23 protein-coding genes, 1 tRNA gene and 1 pseudogene are annotated in these 21840 nt (G+C 70.8%); 7 read left to right on the forward strand and 18 right to left on the reverse strand.

The genetic code is table 11. The features are described from left to right. Positions 1-311, forward strand: a pseudogene (locus INP57_RS00005) (Fe-S oxidoreductase); the annotation flags it as partial. 151 nt (positions 312-462) lie between these two features. After that, positions 463-702: a hypothetical protein gene (locus INP57_RS00010; protein WP_307849820.1), complete on the forward strand. Its 240-nt coding sequence runs from the start codon at positions 463-465 to the stop codon at positions 700-702. Positions 703-792: 90 nt separating this feature from the next. On the opposite strand, the gene INP57_RS00015 is transcribed toward INP57_RS00010, so the two are convergent. Both INP57_RS00015 and dcd read right to left on the reverse strand, forming a co-directional pair. Then, positions 793-2199, reverse strand: coding sequence for a sugar porter family MFS transporter (locus INP57_RS00015; RefSeq protein WP_200067927.1), 1407 nt, complete (start codon positions 2197-2199; stop codon positions 793-795). Between the two features lie 177 nt (positions 2200-2376). Next, positions 2377-2961 (reverse strand): dCTP deaminase, encoded by a 585-nt coding sequence (gene dcd, locus INP57_RS00020; protein WP_200067928.1) that lies wholly within the window; start codon positions 2959-2961, stop codon positions 2377-2379. 92 nt (positions 2962-3053) lie between these two features. Here dcd and INP57_RS00025 point away from each other — a divergent pair. Further along, a tRNA-Gly gene (locus INP57_RS00025) sits at positions 3054-3124 on the forward strand. Between the two features lie 97 nt (positions 3125-3221). Here the strand turns inward: INP57_RS00025 and INP57_RS00030 are convergent. From INP57_RS00030 to INP57_RS00055, 6 genes are all read right to left on the reverse strand, one after another. Further along, positions 3222-3773: a flavoprotein gene (locus INP57_RS00030; RefSeq protein ID WP_200067929.1), complete on the reverse strand. Its 552-nt coding sequence runs from the start codon at positions 3771-3773 to the stop codon at positions 3222-3224. A gap of 192 nt (positions 3774-3965) precedes the next feature. Then, a complete protein-coding gene (locus INP57_RS00035; protein WP_200067930.1) occupies positions 3966-4769 on the reverse strand; it encodes a S1 family peptidase in 804 nt (267 codons plus the stop codon). Between the two features lie 148 nt (positions 4770-4917). After that, complete coding sequence (locus INP57_RS00040; RefSeq protein ID WP_200067931.1) at positions 4918-5379, reverse strand: GtrA family protein; 462 nt, start codon at positions 5377-5379, stop codon at positions 4918-4920. Between the two features lie 131 nt (positions 5380-5510). After that, on the reverse strand, positions 5511-6242 hold the full coding sequence (locus INP57_RS00045) for an SDR family NAD(P)-dependent oxidoreductase (RefSeq protein ID WP_200067932.1): 732 nt from the start codon (positions 6240-6242) through the stop codon (positions 5511-5513). Continuing rightward, complete coding sequence (locus tag INP57_RS00050) at positions 6242-6649, reverse strand: nuclear transport factor 2 family protein (RefSeq protein ID WP_200067933.1); 408 nt, start codon at positions 6647-6649, stop codon at positions 6242-6244. Before INP57_RS00050 ends, INP57_RS00045 begins: the two co-directional genes overlap by 1 nt. An 11-nt stretch (positions 6650-6660) precedes the next feature. Next, positions 6661-7962 (reverse strand): MFS transporter, encoded by a 1302-nt coding sequence (locus INP57_RS00055; protein ID WP_200067934.1) that lies wholly within the window; start codon positions 7960-7962, stop codon positions 6661-6663. 262 nt (positions 7963-8224) lie between these two features. On the opposite strand from INP57_RS00055, the gene INP57_RS00060 reads away from it, so the two are divergent. After that, positions 8225-9670: an FAD-binding oxidoreductase gene (locus INP57_RS00060; protein ID WP_200068623.1), complete on the forward strand. Its 1446-nt coding sequence runs from the start codon at positions 8225-8227 to the stop codon at positions 9668-9670. A gap of 1 nt (position 9671) precedes the next feature. Here INP57_RS00060 and INP57_RS00065 read toward each other — a convergent pair whose 3' ends face one another. The 4 genes from INP57_RS00065 to INP57_RS00080 all read right to left on the reverse strand — a co-directional run bounded on the left by INP57_RS00065 (position 9672) and on the right by INP57_RS00080 (position 14186). Next, positions 9672-10262, reverse strand: a complete 591-nt coding sequence (locus INP57_RS00065; protein ID WP_200067935.1) for a DJ-1/PfpI family protein — start codon at positions 10260-10262, stop codon at positions 9672-9674. Beyond that, on the reverse strand, positions 10262-11605 hold the full coding sequence (locus INP57_RS00070) for an amidohydrolase family protein (RefSeq protein WP_374220911.1): 1344 nt from the start codon (positions 11603-11605) through the stop codon (positions 10262-10264). The genes INP57_RS00065 and INP57_RS00070 overlap by 1 nt, the downstream gene beginning before the upstream one ends. A gap of 87 nt (positions 11606-11692) precedes the next feature. After that, entirely contained in the window at positions 11693-12352 is a 660-nt protein-coding gene (locus tag INP57_RS00075; protein ID WP_200067937.1) for a response regulator transcription factor, read from the reverse strand. Positions 12353-12464: 112 nt separating this feature from the next. Then, positions 12465-14186, reverse strand: a complete 1722-nt coding sequence (locus INP57_RS00080; protein ID WP_200067938.1) for a sensor histidine kinase — start codon at positions 14184-14186, stop codon at positions 12465-12467. Between the two features lie 243 nt (positions 14187-14429). On the opposite strand from INP57_RS00080, the gene INP57_RS29950 reads away from it, so the two are divergent. Continuing rightward, positions 14430-14561, forward strand: coding sequence for a hypothetical protein (locus INP57_RS29950; RefSeq protein ID WP_255520687.1), 132 nt, complete (start codon positions 14430-14432; stop codon positions 14559-14561). Here the strand turns inward: INP57_RS29950 and trmB are convergent. Next, on the reverse strand, positions 14543-15190 hold the full coding sequence (gene trmB / locus INP57_RS00085) for a tRNA (guanosine(46)-N7)-methyltransferase TrmB (RefSeq protein WP_233626627.1): 648 nt from the start codon (positions 15188-15190) through the stop codon (positions 14543-14545). The genes INP57_RS29950 and trmB overlap by 19 nt on opposite strands. A gap of 105 nt (positions 15191-15295) precedes the next feature. Next, the gene (locus INP57_RS00090) at positions 15296-15871 is read right to left on the reverse strand and encodes a hypothetical protein (protein WP_233626521.1); all 576 of its coding nucleotides are present in this window, start codon (positions 15869-15871) and stop codon (positions 15296-15298) included. Positions 15872-16113: 242 nt separating this feature from the next. On the opposite strand from INP57_RS00090, the gene INP57_RS00095 reads away from it, so the two are divergent. Beyond that, positions 16114-16557 carry a universal stress protein gene (locus INP57_RS00095; protein ID WP_200067940.1) on the forward strand — a complete coding sequence of 148 codons (444 nt, stop codon included), beginning with the start codon at positions 16114-16116 and terminating at the stop codon, positions 16555-16557. A gap of 415 nt (positions 16558-16972) precedes the next feature. Here INP57_RS00095 and INP57_RS00100 read toward each other — a convergent pair whose 3' ends face one another. The 4 genes from INP57_RS00100 to INP57_RS00115 form a co-directional block, all read right to left on the reverse strand. Beyond that, positions 16973-17698 (reverse strand): hypothetical protein, encoded by a 726-nt coding sequence (locus tag INP57_RS00100; protein ID WP_200067941.1) that lies wholly within the window; start codon positions 17696-17698, stop codon positions 16973-16975. Beyond that, the gene (locus tag INP57_RS00105) at positions 17698-18645 is read right to left on the reverse strand and encodes an ABC transporter ATP-binding protein (RefSeq protein WP_200067942.1); all 948 of its coding nucleotides are present in this window, start codon (positions 18643-18645) and stop codon (positions 17698-17700) included. Before INP57_RS00105 ends, INP57_RS00100 begins: the two co-directional genes overlap by 1 nt. A gap of 141 nt (positions 18646-18786) precedes the next feature. After that, positions 18787-19587, reverse strand: coding sequence for an HAD family hydrolase (locus tag INP57_RS00110; protein ID WP_200067943.1), 801 nt, complete (start codon positions 19585-19587; stop codon positions 18787-18789). Between the two features lie 118 nt (positions 19588-19705). After that, positions 19706-20107, reverse strand: a complete 402-nt coding sequence (locus INP57_RS00115; RefSeq protein ID WP_200067944.1) for a hypothetical protein — start codon at positions 20105-20107, stop codon at positions 19706-19708. 188 nt (positions 20108-20295) lie between these two features. Between INP57_RS00115 and INP57_RS00120 the strand changes: the two genes are divergently transcribed. Beyond that, the gene (locus tag INP57_RS00120) at positions 20296-21837 is read left to right on the forward strand and encodes a dynamin family protein (protein ID WP_445326506.1); all 1542 of its coding nucleotides are present in this window, start codon (positions 20296-20298) and stop codon (positions 21835-21837) included. The last annotated feature ends 3 nt before the right edge of the window (positions 21838-21840 follow it).

Genomic DNA, 21840 nt, shown 5'->3' on the forward strand with positions numbered 1-21840 from the left:
TCGACCGCGTGGACGAGGCGCTGGGCACCGCGCCGCAGAAGATCGCCACCGGCTGCCCGTTCTGCCGCGTCATGCTCACCGACGGGCTGACCTCCCGGCAGAACGAGCAGGCCGCCTCCGAGGACGTCGAAGTCCTCGACGTGGCGCAACTGCTGCTGTCCAGCGTCAAGCGCGGCACCGACGGCGCCTCGGCGCCGGTCACCGAGACCGACCCGGGCGCCGAGGCCGAGGCCAACGGCAAGGCCGACGTCGCCACCGACGCCGAACCCACCGGCACTCCGCTGCCGAAGGAGGACAAGGCCGACAGCTGACCGCAACAGCGAGAAGGGCAGGCCCGAGTGGCCTGCCCTTTTTGCGTTCGGCGGCACTGGCACAGCGATCGATCACTTCGCGGTGCTACGCGCCCCTGCCGAGGGGCAAGTGTGGGTTCCGGCAGAGAAGGCGTTGCTGGTCGGTGAATGCGTGTCACCGTCGAGCCGCAAGCGGGACCGCATCGACAAGCCTGCCCGCTGCGCCGAGGCGGGCATCGAATACTTCATGCGGGTCGAGGTCTCCTACGCGCGGCAACACGCCGAGGTCGTGCTGCTGCGGCTGGACGAAGCCGGCTACCGGGTGCACGCGAAGGCGTTGGCCGGGTCGCGGTTCGAGACGGAGGTTCCGTTCCCGCTGGCGTTCGATCCTGCCGAGCTGCTGGAGGACTGACCTCCCGCCAGGGCCGGACCGCGGCAGAAAAAGAACGGTCCAGCCGGGAAGTCGTCCCGGCTGGACCGTCCGCGAGTCGATCAGCTGCTGTCAGCTGCCCATCTCTTCCAGGGACCGGCCGTTGGTCTCCTTGAGGTACCGCAGCACGAAGACCAACGAGATCAGCGCGAACGCCGCGTACATGAAGTAGGTCGCGGGCAGGTTCCAGTCGCGCAGGCTCGGGAAGCTGACCGTGACCAGCCAGTTCGCGATCCAGTTGGTCATGGTGCCCACGGCCAGCGCAGCGGCGCGGATGCGCGGCGGGAACATCTCGCCGAGCAGCACCCACATCACCACGCCCCACGAGGAGGCGAAGAACAGCACGAACGCGCTCGCCGTGATCAGCGCGACGACACCCCACTCCGGCGGGAGCTTCGCGTCCTCACCGACCACCTCGGCGAAGCTGAACGCCCAGCCGGTCACCGCCAGCGAGACGGCCATGCCGATGGAACCGATGACCAGCAGCGGCTTGCGGCCGATCTTGTCGACCAGCGCGATCGCGACGAACGTGCCGAGGATGTTCACGATCGAGGTGAACAGGCTCAGCAGCAGCGAGCTGCTCTCGTCGATGCCGACGGACTGCCACAGCGACGAGGAGTAGTAGAAGATCACGTTGATGCCGACGAACTGCTGCAGCGCGGCGATGGCCATGCCGACCCAGACGATCGGCAGCACGCCGAACCGGCCGCGCAGGTCGGAGAGCTTCGGCTTGCGCTCGCCGAGCGCGTCGCGGATCTCGGAGATCTTGCCGTCCGGGTCGCCGGGCTCGATCTTGGCCAGCACCGCGCGGGCTTCGTCGGTCTTGCCCGCGGCGACCAGGTAGCGCGGCGATTCCGGAATCCGCGACGCGACGATCAGGTAGATCAGCGCCGGGACCGCGGCGACCGCGAGCATCCACTGCCACGCCTGCCACGGGCCGAGCTCGTTGGAGGCGCTGCCGCCCGCCGCAGCGGCCAGCCCGTAGTTGACCAGCTGGGACAGCGCGATCCCGAGCACGATGGCGAGCTGCTGCAACGAGGTCAGCCTGCCCCGGTACTCGGCGGGCGCGACCTCGGCGATGTAGCCGGGGGCGATCACCGAGGCGATGCCGATCGCGATGCCGCCGATGATGCGCCAGATCGCCAGGTCCCAGATGGCGAACGGGACGGCGGAACCGAGCGCGCTGATGATGAACAGCACCGCCGCGAGCTGCATCACCCGGATGCGCCCGATCCGGTCGGCGAGCCCACCGGCGATCGCGGCGCCGACGGCCGACCCGAGCAGCGCCGAGGAGACGACCAGCCCGGTCAGCGCGGACCCCACGCGGAAGTGGGCCTGGATGGCATCGACGCCACCGTTGATCACGGAGGTGTCGTAGCCGAAGAGGAAACCACCGAGCGCCGCCGCGCTCGCGATCATCAACACGTGCCCCAAGTGCCCCGAAGGGGCCTCGGAGGCGCGCGACTGCGAAACCGACATCGAAGTTCTCCTGTGCCCGCTCGCCGGTATGCCACCTTGCATCCCTGGGGAGAGCGCCGGGCTTCGGGGACTTTAGAGTCTGAACCTCAGCTTTACTTCCACGATTCAGCGTGACGATCGTCACGATCCGCTCTGGATCGTTCAGGCAGGAGTTGTGCGGACACGCCTCGTGTGCATTCAGCCGCGGCGAGTGTCCACGCGGTGGAAGCTCATGTACGCGCGCGAGGGAGTCGGCCCGCGCTGCCCCTGGTAGCGGGAACCGGCGCGCTTCGTGCCGTACGGGTGCTCGGCCGGACTGGACAACCGGAACAGGCACAGCTGCCCGATCTTCATGCCCGGCCACAACGTGATCGGCAGATTGGCCACATTGGACAGTTCGAGCGTGATGTGCCCGAAGAACCCGGGATCGATGAACCCGGCCGTGGAATGCGTGAGCAGCCCGAGCCGGCCCAGCGAGGATTTGCCCTCCAACCGGCCCGCCAGGTCCTCCGGCAGCCGCACCGCCTCGTAGGTCGACCCGAGCACGAACTCGCCGGGGTGCAGCACGAACGGATCGTCGTCGGGCACCTCCACCGGCGAAGTCAGCTCGTCCTGCTGCTGCGCCGGGTCGATGTGGGTGTACTTCGAGTTGTCGAAGACCCGGAAGAACCGGTCCAGTCGCACGTCGATGCTCGACGGCTGGATCATCGCCGACTCGAACGGGTCGAGCCGCAGCCGACCCTCGTCGAGTTCTTTACGCAGGTCCCGGTCGCTCAGTAGCACGCGGTGCAGCGTATCCGGAGGGGGTGGAACGATCTTCGACGGCCGCCGTGCTAGGCTGATGAACACCGCAGACGGCAATACGGCTGTGGAATGCGGATGTAGTTCAATGGTAGAACATCAGCTTCCCAAGCTGAGAATGCGGGTTCGATTCCCGTCATCCGCTCCGAACACGAAGGCCCAGGTCAGAAGCGTCGAGCGCTTCGCCTGGGCCTTTTTGCAAGCTCCCGGGGATGCTGCAATGCCGAGGGAATGATCAGTCCCTATCGGCTCGGGACGAGCATTTCGACCACGTCGAGGATCTGCTGCCAAGGCAGGTCCTCGTCCGGCGCACTACGCGGCTCGTGCAGCGGCAAGTAACCCATGAGCAGGTGCACACCGGCGCTGCGCAAGGCCTCGATGTGCGAGTTCCACGCGGGTTGGCGCGCATGGGCGGCGTTGATCCTCGGGAACACGGCGACCGGCACGTCCTGGCCGCCGATCGCTTCGCAGACGGTGGTGAGCGCCTGGTTGTCGGACAGGCCCAGCGCGAGCTTGGCGACCGTGTTGGACGAAGCCGGGCAGACCAAGTAGCAGTCGATCGGCGGGTGCGGCCTGGCCTCGGACGGCATTCGCGGTTGCACTCGGCACGGCAACCCGGTGACGCGCTCGATCCGATCCCGCTCACCCGTGGAGTCCAGCCAGGTTCCGGCGGTCGGTGTCAGCGTGACCGCGACCCGCCAACCGCGCTCCATCGCAGGCTCGACCAGCGACGAGCGGAGCGTCTCCAGACCGCCGGCCGCCGAGCCGATCAAGCCCAGCGTGCGAGTGCCCATCGAACCGCCCTGCATCGCTCCGCCAACCCCAGCAGCGGGAAGACCTGCCGCTGCTCACCGGCGAGCGACGATACATCGCCCGGACCGTGTGCCGGACCACCGCCGAGTGCGCGGAGCCGCTTCGGGCGCACGGCACGAAGGCCCAGGCCGGAAGCGTCGAGCGCTTCGCCTGGGCCATCGTCGCGTCGAGACCTACGCCGCCGTTTGCTGGTCGATCCAGTCGCGGTGGGTGGTCACGTCGGTGTAGACGCCGGTGCCGGTGCCGCACTTGGGGTCGTTGTCGCCGTCGCGGCTGGTCGCGCCGATCAGTTCCCACTCGCCCGGCTTGCCCTTCAGCTGCGGGCCGCCGGAGTCGCCGTTGCAGGCTTGGGTGCCTTCGGTCTGGCCGTCGATGCAGAGTTCGCGCTCGGCGTTGATCTCGTCGCAGCGCTCGGCGGGGACCAGGTCCATGCCCACTTCCTGCAGCCGCAGCGGCGGTTCCGGGCACTGCTGGCGGTCATCGCAGGTCGCTCCCCAGCCGATGATGCGGGTCGGAGTTCCGGCGGGACCGGCTTCCGGGGCGATCCGGATCGGTTCCTGCGGGACCGGCTTGTCGAGCTTGAGCAGCGCGACGTCGAAGCCCTTCTCGAAGTGCTGCGGGTCGAACTCGGGGTGCGGGATCGCCTCGCTGACGCCCGCCACGGTGCCGCCGGTCGTGCGGTCGGCGCTGCCGATGCGGACCTGCATCTCGCCGGGTTCCTTGCCCAGCACGCAGTGTCCGGCGGTGACCACCCAGTCCTTCTTGATCAAAGAACCGCCGCAGGAGTGTTCGCCGGTGGGGCCTTGCAGCGACACCATGAACGGATATTCCTCGGTGGAGTCGTGCCCGCCGACGACGAAGGGCTGCACCTGCGCGGCGGCGGACGGCACCAGTGCCGCCGTCAACGCGCACGCCGCCAATGCCGAGCCCAGCGCTAAGCGCGCTTTGGAGGTTCGCTTCCGGCCGCTGTTGGTCATGTTCTCCGCTCCCGATGATCGCGATGATCTCCTGCGGCACGGACGTTAGGACCTCGGCGCGAACCACCGGATCAGCCGAAAAGCCGAGCGAACCGTACTTTCGGCCACAAACCGCCGCGCCGTGGCGCGGCCTGGAGTCGACGACCGGTCAGCGCGAAGCCGGGTTCGGATGATCGTTCTCGCGGTCCGGGTCCCGCCGCCGGAAGACGAAGGTTCGCTGGGCGACGAAGTTGAACGCGGTCGCGATCGCCTGCGAAACGGCCCAGGCGAGGGTGATCTGCCACGACGAGTCGGGCAGCAGCTGGCGCGCCAGCGCGTTGGTCACCCCGACCAGGACGAACGTGATCGCGAGGACGGTCGTCAAGGCGGCCTTCTCGCGGAAATCGCGCCGCGCGGTGAAAGTCCAGCGCCGGTTCACCAGGTAGACGGCGGTGCTGCCGATGGTGAAGCTGAGCACGCGGGCCAGGTTCGGCCACACCCCGGCCGCGAGGATCAGCTGCAGGCTGCCGAAGTCGACGACCGCTCCGCCGATGCCGACCAGGCCGAAGCGCAACGCCTGGGAGAAGAAGCCGATCCGCTCCGCCTCCCGCGGCGGGCTTGCTGAAGTCAACTTTCCCCCAGTGCCGAGTTCTCGCGCCGGAGAGTATCAACGCGGAACCGGAATCGACCGGCTCGCGTGCAACACCGATCAGCCTCGAACGTCCAGTCGCCGGGCGGCGGCACCGCCCGGCGAACTCGGCGTCAATCCGCGGTGCCCTGGGCGGTCCAGCCACCGTCGATGGGGATCACGGTTCCGGTGATGTAGGACGACAGCGGACTGCCGAGGAAGTGCGCCAGCTCGGCGACCTCTTCGGGTTTCCCGAAGCGCCGCAACGGAACCCGGTCCAGGAAGTCCTGTTCGCGGATCACTCCGCGGCGGATGAACTCGGCGGACATCTCGGTGCGGATCGGGCCGGGCGCGATCGCGTTGACCCGCACGTCGCCGGCCGCCCACTCGGTCGCGAGTCCTTTGACCAACCCGGCGACGCCTGCTTTGGCGGCGCCGTAAGCAGTGCGGCCGGGGAAACCGACCTGGCCATTGATGGACGAGAGCACCACGATCGACCCGCCGCCGGACATCCGGGCCGCGGCTTGCCGCGCCCCGACGAAGAAGCCGGTGAGGTGCACATCGAGCATCTTGTGCCACTGCTCCAGCGGGTAGTCCATGCTCGCGCCCGCGCGGGCGTGACCGGCGTTGGCCACGAACGCCCGCAGACCACCGGCCGCGGCGCGCTCGCAGACCTCGCCCACCGCCGCTTCGTCGGTGATGTCCGCGCAGCAGGCCACGTGCGTGCCCGGCCAGCCATCGACCCGTTCCCGCAGGGCGTCGCCGTCCAGGTCGACGCCGAAGACCTCGTAGCCTTCGCGGGCGAAGCGCTTCCCGATGGCGGCGCCGAGTCCGCGAGCCGCACCGGTGACGACGACGGCGCCCATCAGCGGAGCACGTCGGCGCGGAAGATCCGCTGGATCCGGATCCCCTTGCGGGACAACCACCAGCGCCCGTCGATGCGCCGGAACCTGTCGGCGTACTCGCCGAAGACGATGGTGCCCTGCCCGTCCTTGTCCATCGGCGCCTGGAAGTAGGACCCGACCTCGGCGGAGTCGCCGTCCACCCGCACGTCCACGTTGACGATCAGATGTTTCGACCACACCTCGGGGTCGCCGAGGAGTTGGTGGTAGACGCGCAGGAACGCCTCCTTGCCGCGGTGCACACCGTCCTCGCGTTCGATCTCCACGTCGTCGGTGACCAGCTGCGCGAGCTTGTCGAAGTCGCGCGTGTCGCACGCGCGGGCATAGGCGTTGAGCACGTCCTGGATCTGCTGCTGCGCGGAGTCGGTCATGTTCGCCTCTCTCATACGGTTGACACAGCGTTGTGCGGTGCGGGCACGGACGAACGGGTGCGCGGAAGCAGCAGCACGAACACCGCGCCGAGCGCCACCGGGAGCAAGAACACGTAGAAGTTCCACTGCGCGGGCACCTGCGCGGCCGCGATCCAGCCGCCGAGCAGCGGGCCGAGGATGCCGCCGAACCGGGCCACGGTCATGATCGTGCCCAGCGCCGATGCGCGTACCTGCGCGGGGAACCACGTCGCGATGAAACCGTTGAGGATCACCGCGGTGCCGTTGGCGCCGACGCCGGCCAGCGCGACCGCCACGTACAGCACCGCGGTCGGCGGGTTCAGGCTCAGCACCACCAACGCGGCGACGCCGATCAGAAAGCCGGTGAACGCCACCCGCCGCGGCCCGATCCGATCCGCCGTCCAGGACATCACCGCTGCCCCGGCGATCGCGCCGACGCTCATCGCGGTGAGGAACTGCAACGCGGACCCGAGCGGATAGCCTGCCGAGCGCATGATCTGCGGCAGCCAGGTCCCGAGGCCGTAGATGAACAGCTGCCCGATCAGGCAGGTCGCGGCGAAAACCGCGACGACGCGCCGGAAAGGCGGCTTGAGCAGCGTGCCGATTCCGGCATCGTCGGCTGCGGAGACCGGTTCGGGCACGGTTTTGCCGTACCGCGCGGCCACTTCCCGCGCCTCGGCGAGCCTGCCCTTGGCCACCAGGAAGTCGATCGACTCCGGCAGCACGCGCCAGGCGATCGGCACGATCAGCACCAGCGGCAGCACGCCGAACGCGAACATCGGCCGGAACCCGTGGCTTTCCAGCACCGCGATTCCCAGCAGCGAAGCCACGATCGAGCCCGCGGAGAACCCGGAACTCATGACGGCGCTGAAGAAGTTCCGCCGGTTCGGCGGCGCGAACTCCACGGTCAGCGCGATCGCGGTCGGCAGGATCCCGCCGAGTCCGATCCCGGACAGCAGCCGGAACAGCGCGAACACCCAGCTGCTCGGGGCCAGCGCGCAGCCCAGCATGCACAGCGAGAACCAGGTGGCGCAGGCCAGGAAGAGCCTCCTGCGGCCCAGCAGGTCGGTGGCGAACCCGGACAGCAGCGTGCCCAGCAGCATCCCGATCATCGCGTAGCCGGCGATCACGCCGAGCTGCGCGGCGTCCAGCGACCACGGTTCGTAGGCCAGCAGGCTCGGGATGGTGGTGCCGAAGACGATCAGGTCGTAGCCGTCGAAGACGACGGTGACCAGGCAGATGACCGCGACCAGCGTGCCGCGGTGGTTCGGCCGGGATTCCGGGGTTCTCGCCACCTGAGCCCTCCGGGGTGCGGATTCGGTTGTGTCTCGCGAGCACGCACCGAATCGCTCGGCTGATCCGATGTGCGACCCGGACGGGCAACTCCCAGACTCGGATAATCATGATAATGATCCATGCCCAGCGTCGAGTCAAGGACGCGTCGCCTACCGCTCCGGCGGGCCGCTGTCAACAGTCGGCGGGCACTGGTCGATCCCCGGCCCAGGCGATTGCCTGGTGCGCACAGCGATCTCGCAACCGACCAAGAGGTGAACGGCCATGGCGGTACGGCTCAGGACCCTGGGCACCGCGGAGATCAGCGGTGAAACGACCCTGTCCGACGAGGTGCTCGCCGAGCTGCGCACCGCCTTCCGCGGCCCCCTGATCGGCCCCGATGACGACCGGTACGAGAAGGCGTGCGTGGTGCAGAACGGCATGTTCCGGCGCAGCCCCGGTTTGATCGTGCGCTGCACCGGCACCGCCGACGTCGTGGACGCGGTGCGGCTCGCCCGCGAGCACGACCTGCTGATCGCGGTGCGCGGCGGCGGGCACAGCATCGCCGGGCACAGCATCCACGACGGGGCGCTGCTGATCGACCTGTCCGGGATGCGCTCGGTCACGGTGGACCCCGCGCTGCGCACGGTGCGGGTGCAGGGCGGCGCGACCTGGGGCGATGTGGACCGGGAGGCGCAGCTGTTCGGACTCGCGGTGCCCGGCGGCATCGTCTCCAGCACCGGTGTCGGCGGGCTCACGCTCGGCGGCGGCATCGGCTGGTTGCACCGCAAGTACGGGTTGACCTGCGACAACCTTCGGTCCGCCGAGGTCGTCACGGCCACCGGCAAAGTGCTGCGGGTCGACGAGGACAACCACCCCGAACTGCTTTGGGGGCTGCGCGGCGGTGGCGGCAACTTCGGCATCGTGACCGCTTTCGAGTTCGACGCGCACCCCGTCGGCCCGGTCGTGTGGAACGGCACCGCGATCTACCCGGCGGCCAACGCCGAACGGGTGCTGCGCTTCTGGCGGGACTGGACCACCGACCTGCCGGACGAGATCACCACGCGGGCGGTGCGCTGGACCACGCCCACCGACCCGCACTTGCCGCCGGAGCTGCACGACCAGGACGTGCTGATCATCGGGGCGCTGCACGCCGGAGGCACCGCGGACGGCGAACGCGCGCTCGCACCGATGCGGCGGTTCGGGACCCCGCTGGTCGACCTCAGCGGGCCGACGCCGTACCGCGCGGTGCAGTCGATGCTCGACCCGTTCTTCCCGAAGGGCGAACTGCTCAGCTACTGGAAATCGACGTACTGCCGGGAGCTCGACGACGCCGTGCTCGACCTCGTGCTGCGCAGCGCACTGGAGCGGCCGCACCCGCGAACGATGGTGCACGTGCCGCTGCTGGGCGGCGCGGCCGGGCGGATCCCGGAAACCGCGACGGCGTTCGGCGACCGCAGCCCGCAGTACATGCTCAGCTTCGACGCGAACTGGACCGACGCGGCCGACACCGACCGCGCGGTGCGGTGGGTCCGGGACGTGCTCGCGGAGGCCGGAGCGCAGCCTTCGGCGACCGGGACTTACCTGAACTTCAGCGGGGAAGCGGTGCTCGACCCTGGTGCGCGGATGGCCGCCTACGGGCCGAACCTGGAGCGGCTGGGCCGGTTGAAAGCGACCTACGACCCGGAGAACCGTTTCCGGCTGAACAACAACATCCCACCGGCGAGCTGATTCACACCGGCGGCGCGGGGTCGTACTGGATGCCGCCGCGGACTTCGGCGGCTCGTTCCGGCGAGGACAACCGAGCCACCAAGTGCAGCGCCATGTCGATGCCCGCCGAGATCCCCGCCGAGGTGACCACGTCGCCGTCGTCGACGAACCGGTCGTCCGGGCGCACTTCGACGGTCGGGTCGAGTTCGCCCAACCGCGCCAACGACGCCCGATGCGTGGTGGCCGGGCGACCGCGGAGCAGGCCCGCTGCGGCGTACACCAGCGAGCCGGTGCACACGCTGGTCATCAGCGGCACCGACGCGCGCTGCTCGCGCACCCAATCGAGGTGCTGCTCGTCCGTGAGCAGCGGACGGGTGCCCCGGCCGCCGGGGTGCAGCAGCACCTCGTACTCCGGGGCGGCGGCGAAGGAATGCTGCGCGAGCACCGTCAGCCCCTTCGCGCACTCCACCCGGCCGCCATCGCGGGCCAGCGTCGAGACCGCGTAGCCGTCGCCGGGGAAGTTGCGCGTCCAGTAGGACAGCACCTCCCACGGCCCGATCGCGTCGAGTTCTTCGACCTGGGGAAACAGCAGAACGCCGAGGTGCCGGACCATCACGCCGCCCGCAGGTGCTGTGCGGCGGTGCGCGCGGTGGCCTGCACGGCGCGGCGGTCGACGCGGGTCGGTTCGCGGTCGTGCAGCACTTCCGCACCGGCCACCCACACGTCGCGCACGCTGCGCGAACCGGCCGCCCACACCAGGTTCGACAGCAGCTGCTCGTCCGGGGTGTCCAACCCGGTCGCGAACGCGGGGTTGTCCACGTCGAGGTGCACGACATCCGCCCAGTTGCCGGGTTCGAGCGAGCCGATGTCGTCGCGGTGCAGCGCCCTGGCGCCGCCGCGAGTGGCCGCCAGCAGCGCGGAGCGCGCGCTCAGCGCCGTCGCGTCACCCCGGGACAGCCGGGCGAGCATCCCCGCGAGCTGCACTTCCTCCCACAGGTCCAGGTCGTCGTTGCTGGACGGCCCGTCGGTGCCCAGCCCGACCGGGATGCCGGCGGCGAGCATGTCGACCAGCCGCGCGGTTCCCGAAGCCAGCTTCGCGTTCGAGCCGGGGCAGTGCGCGATCCCGGTGCCGCGGCGGGCGAACAGCGCGAGGTCCGCGTCCGACATGTGCACGCAGTGCGCGGCGAGGACCCGGCCGTCCAGCACGCCGACCTTGTCCAGCAGCGCGGGCACCGAGCCGAACCGCTCCCGCTGCTCCACGTCCTCGTCGGCGGCTTCGGCGACGTGCGTCTGCACCAGCGCGCCGCGCTGCTGCGCCGACTCGCCGATGGTCTGCAACGCCTCCGGCGGCAGCGTGTAGGCGGAGTGCGCGCCGTAGCCCAGCTCGACCCGGTCGGCCGGGCCGAACCGCAGGCCGTCCGCGTCGATCCACCGGCTGATGTCCTCGACCACGCGCTGCCAGGACCCGACGCCCTCCAGGCCCGGTGCCGCGATCACCGCGGGGCCGAGCACCAGCCGCGACCCGACCGCGAGCACCGCCTCGACCACCGACTCCCCGGAGAAGTACATCTCCGCGCTGGTGGTGACCCCGGCGCGCAGCATCTCCACGGCACCCAGCTCCATGCCCGCGCGGATGTCCGCGGGCCGCAGCCGCGCCTCGGCGGGCCAGATCACTTCCTGCAGCCAGCGCAGCAGCGGCAGATCGCCGCCCATCCCGCGCAACAGCGTCATCGGGCTGTGCGCGTGCGCGTTGATCAGGCCGGGCAGCAGGATGCCGCCGCACTCCCGCACATCGCTGTCCGCGGGCCGCGGCGGGGCGTCGGTGCGCGGCCCGCAGAACAGGACCCGGCCCTGCTCGTCGACGTCGAGCACGGCATCCCGGATCACTGAGCACGCCGCGTCGCACGGGAGCGCGACCGGGGCGTGCAGGCGCAGAGCTGTGGGCATGTCCCGCATTCTCCCGAAGCCGGTCCCGCGGGACGCCGATGGCTCGGCCATCCACAAGGACACCGATGGCTCGGCCATCCATCGGACGCCGATGGCTCAGTCATCCATCAGTCCGCTGCGCCAGGCCCAGGACGCGGTTTCCACCCGGTTGCGCGCGGAGATCTTGGACTGGGCCGCGGCCAGGTGGGTCTTCACCGTGGACAGCGACATGTACAGCTCCGAGCCGATCTCGATGTTGGTGAGCCCGCGCGCGACCGCGCGGACCACGTCCAGCTCCCGCTCGGTCAGCTCGTCGTGCGGCTGCGGCACGGCGCGGCGCGGTTTCTGCTGCGGCTGCTCGAAGTGCTTCAGCAGCCGGACCGTGATCTGCGGCGACACCAACGCGTCCCCGCGCACGGCCGCGTTGATCGCTTCCACCAGCAGCGCGGGCCCGGCGTCCTTGAGCAGGAAACCGCTGGCACCGTTGGACAGCGCCGTGGCCACGTACTCGTCGAGGTCGAACGTGGTGACCACCACGACCTTGATCGGGTCGGCCACGCCGGGGCCGGTGAGCTGCTTGGTCGCCTCCAGACCGTCCAGCCCGGGCATCCGGATGTCCATCAGGCACACGTCCGGGCGCAGCTCGCGGGCGCGCTGCACCGCGTCCACGCCGTTGGCCACATCGGCGACGACCTCGATGCCCTCCTGCGAATCCAGGATCATCCGGAATCCCGCCCGCACCATTTCCTGATCGTCGGCGATCAACACCCGGATCATCCTGAAACCCGCCTCCCGGCCTGGTCGTGACATGACTTCGATTCGTCGAACGGCCCGCGCGGCGGAACCCCGGTCCCGTCTCGTCCGGCGGCCGCCGAGCGGTCCGCGGTGCTCACTCGGCCTCCTGCTCGGCCAGCGGCAACCACGCCTCCACGCGCCAGCCGGCGCGTTCCCCGGGCCCGGCGCTGAACCGGCCGCCGAGCAGCTCGATCCGCTCCCGCATCCCGACGAGACCGTAGCCGCCCGACCCGCCGACCGGGGCGGTGCTGCGCCCGGTTCCGTTGTCGGTGATCCGGACGTGCAGGTGCTCGTGCGGGGAGCGGACCAGCACGCGCACGTGCGTGACGTCGGTGCCGTGCTTCTCGGCGTTGGTCAGCGATTCCTGCACCAGCCGCAGCGCGGAGCGCGCGACCTCCTGCGGCACCTCGTTGACCAGCTCCAGGGTCAGCGCGACCTCCGGACCGGCCTTCTCGACCAGTGCGGAGAGGTCGGCGTGCAGGTCGGTGCTGGCGTGCTCGGCCGGGCTGCTTCCCGCGGGCTCCGCGCCGCGCATGCTCGCGACCAGCCTGCGCATCGCGACCAGCGCCTCGGTTCCGCTGTTGGCGATCTTGTCCAGCGCGTCGGCCGCCGCCTCCGGTTGCTTGCCCGCCACCATCTGCGCCGCCTGCGCCTGCACGACGATGCCGGTGACGTGGTGCGCGACGATGTCGTGCAGTTCCCTGGCAAGCGCCAAGCGCTCGGTCTGCTGCGCCTGCTCCACCGCGACGTGCACCGTTCGGTTCCTTTCTCCGTCCCTGGCCCGGAAGTACATCCCGGCGCCGACCGACAGCGCCAGCAGCAGCGCCCCGAGCGCGAGCAGCTGGGCGATCGTCGACAGCTCCTGCCCGCGCACCGCGAACAGCACCGCGAACAGCGCAGCGACGACCAGCGCGCCCACTGCCCAGCAGGCTTTGCGCACGTCCGGGTAGCGGGTCGCGAACGCCACCAGCAGCATCGCCGCGACCACCGCGGTCAGCGGCAGCGGCAGCGGATCCAGCAGCGCCGTGCGGCTCAGCGAGCCGCCGACCAGCCGATCGGCGACGCCCATGAACGCCAGCGCGCTCGCGCCCAGCAGCGCCGACTCCACCGGCCGCAACGGGGCGATCACCGCCAGCGCCGCCAGCACCACCGCGCCCAGCAGCATCGGCAGCCGTCCGGCCGAGCCGATGCCGCCGTTGCCGAACTCCACGAACAGCAGCACCGACAGGCCCGCCATCATCGGCCACTGACGGCGCAGCAACTGCACCAGCGGAGTCGAGTTCAACCGCAGGCTCTGGCCGCGCAGGTAGCTACCGGTACCGACTGCGAGCACGCACTCCAGCACCCCGAAGGCCACCAGCTGCGACTCGCTCCAAGCTGCCTCGTACGGCCGCAGGTGCAGCGAGATCAGGAAGGCCGACGCGAGCAGACCGGTCACCGGCGCGGCTTTGGCCGCGGGCAACCGCCGGTGCACGTACAGCACCAGCAGCACTCCGCCGATGTTCTCGGTCGGCAGGATCGGACCGAACGGCTGCAGGTAGGGAACGGCGCCGGTCACGTTGACCACGAGCGAACTCAGCACCAGCACGCCTGCCGCGGCCGCCCCGCACAACGCCGGATACGCGCGGCCGCGCACCGCGAGCAGCGCGAACAGCGCCAGCCCCGGCACCAGGACCAGGTCCGCAGTGGAGTGCAGCGCGGAAAGCACGCTGTCGATGCAGCACAGGATCGTCAGCACGGTCGCGGGCAGCCACGGGCCGAGCACCACGCGGCGCAGGCGCCGCCGCCACGGCTGAGTCGTCGGGCTGGAGCTCACGCGGCGACCTTAGTGCCCGCCCCGGACCGGGCGGATTGGCCGATGGGCTCCGGCCACCCCGGCCGAACGGTCCGAAGACCGCTGCCGCAGCGCACCGGGCGCGCCGCGGCGGGCACCCACACGTCGCAGCGAGCCGCGAAAACCGCGCCGGAAGGCCGCCCGTACCAGCCACCCGGCCGATTCGCCGCAGCCCCGTGCCCGGCGACGCTGAGGTCACAAGCTCGAAACAGGGGAGGACGAGCCATGTTCGCCACCGCAATCAGCACCGCTGGAACCGTCGTCGCACTCGGCGTCCTGGTCTTGATGGCCGCCGGGTCCGTGCTCAACGACATCACCGAGGCCGTGCAGGACCGTCGTTACGGAACCCGCTCGTAGATCAGGTCGTGGATCACGCGGCCCTCGTCGTGCGCGCGGTTCTCGAACTTCGTGACCGGACGCCACGAAGGCCGGGGCGCCCAGCCGCCCGCCGCGTCGGCGTACCGGTTGCGCAGCGCCGGTTCGGCGTCGCAGACCTCGCGCATCTGCTCGGCGTAGTGGTCCCAGTCCGTGGCCAGGTGCAGGTAGCCGCCCGGGGCCAGCCGGGACGCGATCAGCTCGACGACGCCGGGCTGCACCAGCCGCCGCTTGTGGTGGCGCTTCTTCGGCCACGGGTCCGGGAAGAAGATCCGCACCCCCGCCAGGGCGGACGGGGCGAGGTGCTCGCGCAGCAGCACGACCGCGTCGCCGCGCAGCAACCGCAGGTTCGCGAGTTCCAGCGACTCGGCGCGCAGCAGCAGCTGTGCAAGACCGGGCTTGTAGACCTCGACGGCGAGGTGGTCGACCGCCGGGTCGGCCGCGGCCAGTCGCGCGGTCGTCTCGCCCATCCCGGAGCCGATCTCCAGCACCAGCGGAGCCGATCGGCCGAACCACGCTTCGGTGTCCAGCCCTCCCGCGGGCAGCTCACCGACATCGGCGCCCAGGTCCGCCCACTGCCGGTCCCAGGCGCGTTGCTGGCCCGCGGTCATCCGCTCGCCGCGCTGGACGTAGCTCACGACCGTGCGGCGGTGGCGTACCTGCTGGTCAGAAGTGTTCACAGGACGCCAGTATCGCAAACCGGCCGGACGCGGTGACTACCAGGACTCGACCTCGGGCAGCGCGGTGCGCAACCCGCCGGGACCGTCGACCGCGCGCGGTGCGGGCGGCTGGTCGGTGCTGGCGGGCACGACGTGCAGCCAGCCGGGGTGCTGATCGGTGAGGCTGACGGTGGTCGGCGCCTGCCTGCCGCCGCGTTCGGACGGGGCGTACTCCCAGTAGCCGGTCTCGCCGACGCCCGCCCACGGCACGAAGACCCAGCCGCTGCTGCCGGTCAGCAGGGCGTGCACGGCGTCCTCGACGGCGAAGCCCTCCGCCCGGGAGCCGAGCTCGCCGCGGTCCAGCGCCCGCAGCCACCAGGGGGCGGGAAGGCGGCCGCTCGGGCCGTTCAGCTGGCGGTAGAGCTCGAGCACCTTGCGCTGCGGTGCGGTGTGGATCCAGCTGCGCCGCAGCGCAGCCGGAGCGGCGGCTTGGGCGATCGCCGGTTGCGGGTGGGCTTCGGTGGCCAGCGACCACTCCAGCCGGGGAACGGGTTCCAGGTGCACTTCCGGGGGGAACCGCCGACTCGGCAGCGGGTTGCGCCGGTCCTCGAAGCACTCGGTCGAATGCACCATGGCCCACCTATCTGCTGTTGAGGTGACACGGCCGGGCGCGCGCCCGGCCCGCTGCTCTCAAGCGACATTGGTTCAGAGCAAACGTCCTTACCTATCCATTACCACAACGAACCGGTCAAACGGTGGTCACGGCCGAAATGTGTGCAAATTCTTATGCATCCGGCAGAGATGTCGTCGCTCGATTCGACAGCGCGGCCGCGAGCAGGTGAAGTAGGAGTGTGGCGGAGAGCACAGTACAGCGCGTGGAACTCGACGGCGGAGTAGCCGTCGGCTTGGACGGGTCGGCTTCCTCGGTGCGAGCGTTGGACGTCGCCGCGCGCGAAGCCGAACTGCGCGGCGCGACCTTGCACGTCGTGCGGGCCTGGAGCATTCGGACCGCGCGCCGCCCGGCGCACTGCCCGCCGGGCGCCGTGCCGAGCATGGACGAGTACCAGCAGGCGGTCACCGAAGCGACCCAGGAGCTGGTGAACGGCAAGCTGGGCGCCTCGCCCGCGTTCGCGGTGGAGCTGCACGTGGTGCATTCGCCGTCGCCGCAAGCGCTGCTGTCGGCCTCGCGCGGTGCCGACGTGCTCGTGGTCGGGCACCGCGGCCGCGGCGGGTTCGCGGGGCTGCTGCTCGGCTCCGTGGCCGAGCAGTGCGTCCGGCACGCGGCGTGCCCGGTGCTGGTGGTCCGGCCTGCGGTGTGAGCACCTCGCGAGTCCGATGAGGACGGACGCGGTCGCGCGCCGCCGAGAAAAGCCGGGCCTGCGGGCCGGATCCGGAAAGCCGCGAGCTGCGGAGAGCGCAGGATCCGCGGAAACCCCCGGTTCGCGGAAAGCCCCCCATTCACGGAAAGCACAGGGCCCGGGCCATCCCCCGAATGACAGCCCGGGCCCTCCCCCGTCCCGACCGCCGGCGCCCCCGAGCGCTGGTGCAGTCGGTCGCTTTTCGTTGTGCCGGATCGCGCGCGGCGTCCACTGTGTCCGGTCCCGGCGGAGTGCGAGCACCAGGAAGGATCACCACGGCTCGATCTTGCCGAGATCCTAACGGCCGGGGTGATCGACCTCTCCAGCGGGCTCGATAACGCGGCGCTGCGACTGTTGAACGCGCTGGTTCCGCTTCTCAGGCGTCCCTGCGCCGGACGACGAAGGCCGCGACGGTGAGTACCGCGACGGCTACGGCGGCGAAGTATGCCAGGGACCCCCACGGGCCCAGCGGCCCCCCGCTTTCCGCCGACCGGAAGAAACTCATGCCCACGTGGAAGGGCAACCAGTCGCCGACAGCGCTTCCGAAGCCCGGGATCGCGCTGATCAGGTTCTCCGCGAGCAGCGTCCAGATCAGCAGGAAGGTGACCGCACCCGCGGTCTGCCGCAGCAGTGCTCCGACACCGACGGCCAAGACCGCGGCGCAGGCGAACACCGGGCCGGCGCCGAGCAGTTCGCGCCACGCATCGGCGTCGTCGACCGCGAGTCCGGGACCGGGCGCCACGCCCAGCGCGATCGCCCACGACAGCAGGGCGGCGAGCTCACCGAGCACGAAGCCGAGCGCGGCGACGACGCCTGCCTTGGCGAACAGCACCGACGACCGGTTCGGCACCGCTTGGAAAGTGGTGCGGATGGTGCCGAAGCGGTATTCGCTGGTGACGCTGAGAGCGGCCAGCGCGAGCACCACGACCATCGACGTCTGCAGCCCGCTGGCGAGCCCGGTCAGGTGCATTCCGCCCGAGGAGCCGCTGTTCATGGCGCTGAGGCCGGTGAACAGCACCGCCAGCGCGACCGCAGTGCCCGCGCACCACCAGGGCGAGCGGATGGACAGCAGTTTCATCCGTTCCACGGCGAGCAGGTTCATCAGGCACTCTTCCCGGCGGTCGCCAGCGCGCCGCCCGATTCGGTCCGGTATTCCACGGCTTGGCCGGTGATCCGCATGAACGCCTCTTCCAGCGAACCGCGCTGGGGCGACAACTCGTGCAGCACCACGCCTTCGGCGGCGGCGATCTCGCCGACCTGGGCGCTGGGGACGTCGCCCAGCAGGAGCGTGTCGGGGTTCTGCGGGTCGGGGTCGCCCACCGGCAGCCCGCGCGCGCCCAGCACCTGCCGCAGCTTGGCGGCTTGCGGCGAGCGGACCTTCAGCGATGCGACCCCGGAACCGGCGACGAACTCGTCGGTGTCGCATTCCGCGATCAGCTCGCCGCGGCCGACGACCACCAGCCGATCAGCCGTCTGCGACATCTCGGACATCAGGTGGCTGGAGACGAACACGGTGCGGCCCTGTTCGGCGAGTTGCCGCATGAACCGGCGGACCCAGTGGATGCCCTCCGGGTCGAGGCCGTTGACCGGCTCGTCGAACAGCACCACCTGCGGATCCCCGAGCATCGCGGTGGCGATCCCGAGTCGTTGCGACATGCCCAGCGAGAACCCGCCCGCACGCTTGTCGGCCACGTCGTGCAGCCCGACCATGCCGAGTACTTCGTCGACCCGGCCGGCCGGGAGGTTGTTGGACTTGGCCAGCCAGCGCAGGTGGGCGCGCGCGGACCGGTTCGGGTGCACCGCCCTGGCGTCCAGCAGCGCGCCGACCGTGCGCAGCGGCTCCTTGAGCTGCTCGTACGGCCGGCCTGCCACGCGGGTCTGGCCTGCGCTGGGACGGTCCAGCCCGAGGATCATCCGCATCGTGGTGGACTTGCCCGCTCCGTTCGGCCCCAGGAAACCGGTGACCTTGCCCGATTGGGCGGTGAACGACAGGTCGTTGACCGCGACCGTCGCTCCGTAGCGTTTGGTGAGGCCGACCGCCTCGATCATGTTCGCTCCTGTGCTGCGGTGAGCGCCGGGCTCCTTACCGCCCCGGCGGATCGAGCCTGTCGCAGCACCCGGAGCCGTCACATCAGCCGTGCGGCCTTTCGGATGGGCCGATCGGCCGGGACGGAGCAGCGCCGAGCGCGATCACCGGAACCACCGGGCGAGCGCGGACACCAGTCCGTCTTCGGCGACCGGCGCGGTCACCTCGGTCGCGGCGGTGCGCACCTCCACCGGGGCCTGCCCCATGGCGACGCTGTGCGCTGCCCAGCGCAGCATCTGGATGTCGTTGCTGCCGTCGCCCGCCGCGAAGGTGTCCTCGACGGCGAGTCCGAGTTCGGTGCGCAGCTTCTCCAGCGCGGCGCCCTTGGTTACGCCGGCGGGCACCGCGGTCACCCACGGCTCGTAGTGGTCGACGGTGATCGTGCAGTTGGGCAGTTCGACGCCGACCAGGGCCGCGGCCACCTCCTCGGGCCGCTGGCCCTCCCACTGCGCGATCATCCGCGGCACCGGCTCGGCGACCAGTTCGTCGAGGTCGGCGAGCCGTTGCGGTCCGTGCAGCTGGTATTCGCGGAACGGGCTGGTCACCAGGCTGCCGGTGCCGATCTGCTCGGCGGCGAAGATCGCTCCGGGCAACGCCGCGGCGAGCCTCGCGTGCACCGGTGCGGGGTCGAAGGTCTCCACCGCCAGCGCGTCACCGGTGGCCGCGTCCAGCGTGACCGCCCCGTTCGAGCACAGCGCCACACCGGAGTGCAGCTCGAGTTCGCGCAGCACCGGCACGGTGCCGAGCATGCTGCGACCGGTGGCGAGCACCACGTGCACACCGGAGTCCGCGATGCGGCGCACCGCGTCGCGGACCGCGGGGGAGATGGTCTGGGTTTCGGGGTCGAGCAGCGTTCCGTCCACGTCCAGCGCGGCGAGCTGCGGTTTCGATGCGGGGTCGGACACCGGTCCAGGCTAACCGGTCACCTGTGCCGAGGTGCCGGTTCGCCGGGCCCGCGGCCTCCGGCCCCGCCTGTTCCGGCCACTGTGGACCCGGCGTGGGGCACCGGACGCTGGGAGCGCCTCACGCCGTGCCCGCCTCCGGCTTGGCGTCGAAGTGCTCGCTGGTCCGGCTGGTGATCTCCTCCTGCAGCACCTTGTCCCGCTGCCTGGAACGCATCCGGGCCAGGATCAAGATGGTGACGCCGTGCGCGGCCGCCAGCACCAGGAACAGCGCGCCGAGCCTGCTGACCATCGCGGTGAACGGATCCCCGCCGCCCATCGGCAACGTCGAGACCAGCGCGACGACCCCGAGGGTCGTCAGGTGGAACAACACGGTGACCAGCTGGTTCACCGAGTCCGCGACCTTCCCGTCCGGGTAGACCGCGGAGAGGTAGGTCGTGCCGCTGCGGCGCAGCAGCCAGCCGTCGACGAACACCAGCACGGCGCCGATGACGAGGAACGCGAACGTGTAGCCGGTTCCCATTGGAATCACCGAACTCCTTTCCGTCGCGGAGTGCGCATGTCCGTGCACTCGACGGTGTTCCCGGCAAGATCCCCGGACAAACCGGGTGATCGGGCCGCGGCTCGGCCGCATGGCAAGATGTCGGCGTTCGGTTCCACGTACGCAGGGGGAACAGGCACCCGGACCGGACAGGCACACAGGGGGCAGGGGTGAGCTCGCCGGTCGAACAGCAGAACTGGCCCGGTCCGCTCTCGGCCGCGGTCGCCCGGATGTGCACCGGCCTGCGGCCGGAGGTTTCGCAGCGCACCGCGGAAGGTTTCGACGAAGTGCTGCGCAGGCTGGCCGCGCCGTTGCAGGTCGCCGTGGCCGGCCGGATCAAATCCGGCAAGTCCACGCTGGTCAACGCGCTGATCGGACGACGCGTCGCGCCGACGGACGTGGGCGAGTGCACCCGGCTGGTGACCCGCTTCCAGTACGGCACGGTGGACCGGGTCGAGGTGGTCTTCCACGACGGCGAGAAGCAGGCGCTGCCGTTCGACGCCGACGGCGGCATCCCGGCCGATCTCGGCGTCGAACCGGAGCGGGTCTCGCACCTGGAGGCGTACCTGACCAACGCGGTGCTGCGCGATCTCACCGTCATCGACACGCCTGGACTGGGTTCGCTGGACGCGGCCTCGGTGGCCCGGACCGAGCAGCTGCTCGGTGCCCTGGACCCGGATCCCGACTCGGACTCGGACGAGCTGGACCCGGTCTCGCGCAACGCGGTCGCAGGGGCCGAGGCGGTGCTCTACGTGGTCACCCAGGCGGTGCGCGCCGACGACCAGCAGGCGCTGGCCGCGTTCACCGCCGCGACCGCGGGCCGGGAGGCCGGACCGGTGAACGCGATCGCGGTGCTGAACAAGGCCGACACGGTCGAACCGGACTCGGTGCCCGATTCCGGCGGGGACACCTGGCGGGCCGCGGAGCTGCTGGCTGCCGAGCAGGCCGGCCTGCTGGGTCCGCGGGTGGCCGACGTGCTGCCGGTGATCGGGCTGCTCGCGGAGACCGCGGAGGCGGGCGGGTTCAGCTCGGCCGACGCGGACGTGCTGCACCGGCTCGCCGCGCTGGACGCGGAGACCCGGCAGACCCTGCTGCTGTCGGCCGACCTGTTCACCGGCTGGGAGTGCGAGATCCCCGCGGACGAGCGGGAAGGGCTGCTGGCGCGGCTGGACCTGCACGGGATCCGGCGGGCGCTGGCCGCGGTGGACGACGATCCGGAGATCACCGCGGGCGCGTTGCGGCGGACGCTGCGCGACGCCTGCGGGCTGGACGGGGTGCTGCACCGGTTGGACGACGTGTTCCGCGCCCGCGCGGACGGGATCAAGGCCGCTGCCGGGCTCGCGTCGCTGACCGCGCTGGCGCACGCCTCCGACGACCAGGCCAGGGTGCACGACGCGATCGAACTGCTGCTGTCCCGCCCGGAAGCGCACCAGCTGCAGCTGCTGGAGGCGTTGACGCTGGTCAGCTCGGGCGCGGTGACGTTGCCGGAAGATCTGGCCGAAGAAGTGCTGCGGGTCGGCGGGAGCTCCGGCACCGCGGAGCGGCTGGGCCTGGCCGGGAAGGAACGGCAGGCGCTGGTCGACTACGCGATGGAGCGCGCGACCTGGTGGCGCTCGTTCACCTCGTTCGGAGCGACTCCGGCGCAGGCCCGCGTCGGCTACGTGGTGCACCGGGCTTACTTCTTGATCTGGCAGGAACTGCGCAACGGCTGAGCT

The sequence above is a fragment of the Saccharopolyspora galaxeae genome (assembly GCF_016526145.1).
Lineage (GTDB): Bacteria > Actinomycetota > Actinomycetes > Mycobacteriales > Pseudonocardiaceae > Saccharopolyspora_C > Saccharopolyspora_C galaxeae.

What these genes read in the sequence shown, in the direction of transcription:
- INP57_RS00015 (WP_200067927.1), bottom strand. Translation starts at nt 2,199, where the DNA reads ATGTCGGTTTCGCAGTCGCGCGCCTCCGAGGCCCCTTCGGGGCACTTG.
- INP57_RS00030 (WP_200067929.1), bottom strand. Translation starts at nt 3,773, where the DNA reads ATGGGCACTCGCACGCTGGGCTTGATCGGCTCGGCGGCCGGCGGTCTG.
- INP57_RS00035 (WP_200067930.1), bottom strand. Translation starts at nt 4,769, where the DNA reads ATGACCAACAGCGGCCGGAAGCGAACCTCCAAAGCGCGCTTAGCGCTG.
- INP57_RS00045 (WP_200067932.1), bottom strand. Translation starts at nt 6,242, where the DNA reads ATGGGCGCCGTCGTCGTCACCGGTGCGGCTCGCGGACTCGGCGCCGCC.
- INP57_RS00050 (WP_200067933.1), bottom strand. Translation starts at nt 6,649, where the DNA reads ATGACCGACTCCGCGCAGCAGCAGATCCAGGACGTGCTCAACGCCTAT.
- INP57_RS00060 (WP_200068623.1), top strand. Translation starts at nt 8,225, where the DNA reads ATGGCGGTACGGCTCAGGACCCTGGGCACCGCGGAGATCAGCGGTGAA.
- INP57_RS00065 (WP_200067935.1), bottom strand. Translation starts at nt 10,262, where the DNA reads ATGGTCCGGCACCTCGGCGTTCTGCTGTTTCCCCAGGTCGAAGAACTC.
- INP57_RS00070 (WP_374220911.1), bottom strand. Translation starts at nt 11,605, where the DNA reads ATGCGGGACATGCCCACAGCTCTGCGCCTGCACGCCCCGGTCGCGCTC.
- INP57_RS00075 (WP_200067937.1), bottom strand. Translation starts at nt 12,352, where the DNA reads ATGATCCGGGTGTTGATCGCCGACGATCAGGAAATGGTGCGGGCGGGA.
- INP57_RS29950 (WP_255520687.1), top strand. Translation starts at nt 14,430, where the DNA reads ATGTTCGCCACCGCAATCAGCACCGCTGGAACCGTCGTCGCACTCGGC.
- trmB (WP_233626627.1), bottom strand. Translation starts at nt 15,190, where the DNA reads ATGACCGCGGGCCAGCAACGCGCCTGGGACCGGCAGTGGGCGGACCTG.
- INP57_RS00090 (WP_233626521.1), bottom strand. Translation starts at nt 15,871, where the DNA reads ATGGTGCATTCGACCGAGTGCTTCGAGGACCGGCGCAACCCGCTGCCG.
- INP57_RS00100 (WP_200067941.1), bottom strand. Translation starts at nt 17,698, where the DNA reads ATGAACCTGCTCGCCGTGGAACGGATGAAACTGCTGTCCATCCGCTCG.
- INP57_RS00105 (WP_200067942.1), bottom strand. Translation starts at nt 18,645, where the DNA reads ATGATCGAGGCGGTCGGCCTCACCAAACGCTACGGAGCGACGGTCGCG.
- INP57_RS00115 (WP_200067944.1), bottom strand. Translation starts at nt 20,107, where the DNA reads ATGGGAACCGGCTACACGTTCGCGTTCCTCGTCATCGGCGCCGTGCTG.